Here is a 3,434-nt window from a genome sequence, read left to right as displayed (position 1 = left end):
AGAAAAAGAAGTTCAAGATACAATTATAGGTCATTATACATTATTAAAACCATTATATAAAAATGCCTACCCCCAAAAAAATAAACTTTATTATGCATTTTGGAAATACTTTATAGAAACTCCTTATTTTAAAAATAATCCTTCAAAATATGTGGATATTATAATCGAGCAAGGCAATCAAGATATAATAAAACATAATAAACTTATAGACAGTATATCTTGGTGGATACCTTTTAGAAATATGAGAAATAATTTTAAACTTAAATATAAAAAAGAAACAAAATATATTTAATTAGTTAATTATATTCTTATATATAAAATAATTATTTAAATACCTAATATTTATATATCTAAATCATAAAAAAATGTATGTACTCGATTATAATATAATTGACAAGTTTTCTATAAATGTTATAATTTGGTACAATAAAAACATATTTTAGGAGATTAAAGATGTCAAGATTTACAATTCCTAGAGATTTATACTATGGCGATAACGCTATGGAAGAATTAAAAAACTTAAAAGGTTATAAAAAAGCTATAATAGTTACAGGCGGTTCATCTATGAAAAGAGGTGGATTTCTTGATAAATGCGAAAAGATATTAAAAGACACTGGTTTAGAAGTTAAAATTTTTGACGGTGTTGAGCCCGACCCTTCTATAGAAACTGTTTATAAGGGTGCTGAGGCTATGAGAGAGTTTAATCCTGATGTAATAGTGGCATTAGGTGGCGGTTCTGCACTTGATGCGGCTAAAGCTATGTGGGTGTTCTATGAATATCCTGAGAAGAAATTCGATGATATTAAAACTCCTTTCACTATGCCTAAACTTAGAAAGAAAGCAATATTTGCAGCTATTCCTTCTACAAGCGGTACAGCTTCAGAAGTTACAGCTTTCTCAGTTATCACAGACTATTCTACTAACATTAAATACCCTTTAGCAGACTTTGAAATTACTCCAGACATTGCTATACTTGATTACTCAATACCTATGACAATGCCTGAAACAGTTTCTGCTGACACTGGTATGGACGCTTTAACTCACTCTATAGAAGCTTATGTTGCTGGGCTTAGAACTGATATAACTGATGCTTTAGCTATGAAAGCAATAGATATGATTGTTCATAATATAGAAAAAGCAGTTAAAGGCGATAAAGAAGGAAGAGCAAAACTACATGTTGCTCAATGTTTAGCAGGTATGGCCTTCTCTAATGCTTTACTTGGAATAGTACATAGTTTAGCTCACAAAACAGGTGCTGAGTTCCACATCACACACGGCAGATGTAATGCTATACTTCTTCCTTATGTTATAGAGTACAATTCAAAAGTTTGTGCTAATAGATTTGCTGATATAGCTAGAATGCTTAAACTTTCTGGAAACACTGATGCTGAGCTTACTGCTGCTTTAGTAAATAAAGTTAAAGAATTGAATGTTAAATTAGGAATCAAACAAACTTACAAAGATAATGGTGTAACTGAAGACCATTTCAAACAAAAATGCGATGATATAGCTAAAAATGCAGTTGCAGACCCTTGTACAGGTTCTAACCCAAGAGAAACTGATGTTGCTAATATGAAAAAGGTATTAGAAGCAGCCTATTATGGTAATGCTGTAAACTTTTAATTAATATATTTTAATCATAGTTTTTCCCCGAGTATTATTTATATAATGCTTGGGGTTTTTATATGGTTAAAATATGTATTTTAAATATTATTTTTTAAATAAAATAAGAATATAAAAAAAACTTCATATATAATATGCTGTAATTTATAAAAAATGACTTGACAAAAAAAAGTATTGTATTATGATAGCCTTAAAATTACGATAAAATGGAGTAAATATGGAAAAATTAGAATATTTTAGTTTTTTTAATATTATAGAAATATTAAATGGATATTTTGCTAAATTTGATGATGATTTTGATGATGATGATTACGATGATTACGACGACGATGATGAAGATTATGATGATGAAGATGATTACGATGATGATGACGATTTTGACGATGATTTTGATGACGATTTAGATGATGATGAAGATTATGATGAAGATGAAGATTTAGATGATGAGTATTATGACGATGATGATGAAGATTTTGATGATGATTATGATGATGATTTAGACTTTGACGATGACTTTGATGATGATTTTGATGATGACTTCGACGATGATGATTTTGATGATGATGAAGATTATGATGACGATGATTTTGATGACGAAGATTAATAATATATAAGCAATATTGATATTACAGTAATATTAATATTGCTTGTAATTGTAGGTTTTTTAATGGCTGAAAGAAATAACAATAATAGATTTAAAAATAATTATAATAATTTTCACAACAAAAAAAAGAAAGATAATTCCTATAACAACAAGAAAAAAAATAACCATAATCAATATAGAAATAAAAAAACTATAGAAGAATATGAAAAAATATATCTTAGCAATAAGATGAAAGACAAATCAGAAAAAGCAATATGTCCTATATGTAATGAACCTATATATATACCAGAAGAAGGCATAATGCATAATGTTACAAATAAACTAGCACATTTTGAATGCATACTAAAAGAAATAAAAAGTAATAATGAAGAAGAAATGGAAGAAAATGATAAAATAGTTTATTTAGGTTCTGGTACTTTTGGTATTATACAAGAGAGAAAAAACTCTAAAGGCACTAAACTTTTTGTAAGAAAGAGAATAAATTACGAAAACAGAAAAGTGAAAAAAGTAGAAGATGACTCCGATCCTGAAGAGGAGGATTTATTTAATGTATAATATGCCTAAGGGATTTTCCTCTGTGGCAATAAAAGCTGGTCTAAAAAATAATGATTATGATTTAGCTATAATAAAAAGTGAATTGCCTAGCACAGTATCTGCATTATATACTCAAAATAAACTGCAAGCAGCTCCTATACAATTTTCTAAAGATAATGACAAAAATAAAATAGAATTATTAATAGTAAATAGTAAATCTGCTAATTCTCTCACTGGTAAAAAAGGCTATCAAGATGTTTTAGATATAGCTAAACATTCTAGTAATATTTTTAAATGCAAAAAAGAAAATATAATGATGGCTTCCACTGGTATTATAGGCGTTCCATTGGAAGTAGAAAAGATAAAAAATGCTATTACTAATGCTAAGCTTAATGCTGGCTTTGATGAAAATATTATAAAAGCAATTCAAACCAGAGATAGAATAGATAAAGTATATAAAACCCAATTACAAATAGAAGATAAAACAGCAAATTTTTTGGCAATAGCTAAAGGAAGTTCAATAGTTCACCCTAATATGGCTACTGTATTATTATTTATATTTACAGATTTGAATGTAGAAAAAAAGTGCCTGAATAAAGCATTTAAATATGCAGTAGAACATACATTAAATAGAATATCAATAGACGGTGAAACATCAACTAATGATATGGCT

4 protein-coding genes and 1 pseudogene are annotated in these 3,434 nt (G+C 27.8%); all 5 read left to right on the top strand.

Annotated features, from left to right (window positions below; translation table 11 throughout):
* Window positions 1–292, top strand: a pseudogene (locus E6A48_RS07985) (glycosyltransferase family 8 protein); the annotation flags it as partial.
* Between the two features lie 161 nt (window positions 293–453).
* Entirely contained in the window at window positions 454–1,623 is a 1,170-nt protein-coding gene (locus E6A48_RS07980; protein WP_219709530.1) for an iron-containing alcohol dehydrogenase, read from the top strand.
* A gap of 217 nt (window positions 1,624–1,840) precedes the next feature.
* Window positions 1,841–2,227: a DNA primase gene (locus tag E6A48_RS07975; protein ID WP_219709528.1), complete on the top strand. Its 387-nt coding sequence runs from the start codon at window positions 1,841–1,843 to the stop codon at window positions 2,225–2,227.
* Between the two features lie 63 nt (window positions 2,228–2,290).
* On the top strand, window positions 2,291–2,782 hold the full coding sequence (locus E6A48_RS07970) for a hypothetical protein (RefSeq protein ID WP_219709526.1): 492 nt from the start codon (window positions 2,291–2,293) through the stop codon (window positions 2,780–2,782).
* Window positions 2,775–3,434: bifunctional ornithine acetyltransferase/N-acetylglutamate synthase (locus E6A48_RS07965; protein WP_219709524.1), on the top strand; the 660-nt coding region annotated here is incomplete at its 3' end. The genes E6A48_RS07970 and E6A48_RS07965, both read left to right, overlap by 8 nt.

The organism is Brachyspira pilosicoli (assembly GCF_019402445.1).
Classification (GTDB): domain Bacteria; phylum Spirochaetota; class Brachyspiria; order Brachyspirales; family Brachyspiraceae; genus Brachyspira; species Brachyspira pilosicoli_B.
Note: the sequence above shows the minus strand (reverse complement) of the source record. Positions and strands in the feature narration are given on the sequence as shown.

Coding starts and splice junctions, on each gene's coding strand:
- E6A48_RS07975 (WP_219709528.1), top strand. CDS start 1,841: ATGGAAAAATTAGAATATTTTAGTTTTTTTAATATTATAGAAATATTA.
- E6A48_RS07980 (WP_219709530.1), top strand. CDS start 454: ATGTCAAGATTTACAATTCCTAGAGATTTATACTATGGCGATAACGCT.
- E6A48_RS07970 (WP_219709526.1), top strand. CDS start 2,291: ATGGCTGAAAGAAATAACAATAATAGATTTAAAAATAATTATAATAAT.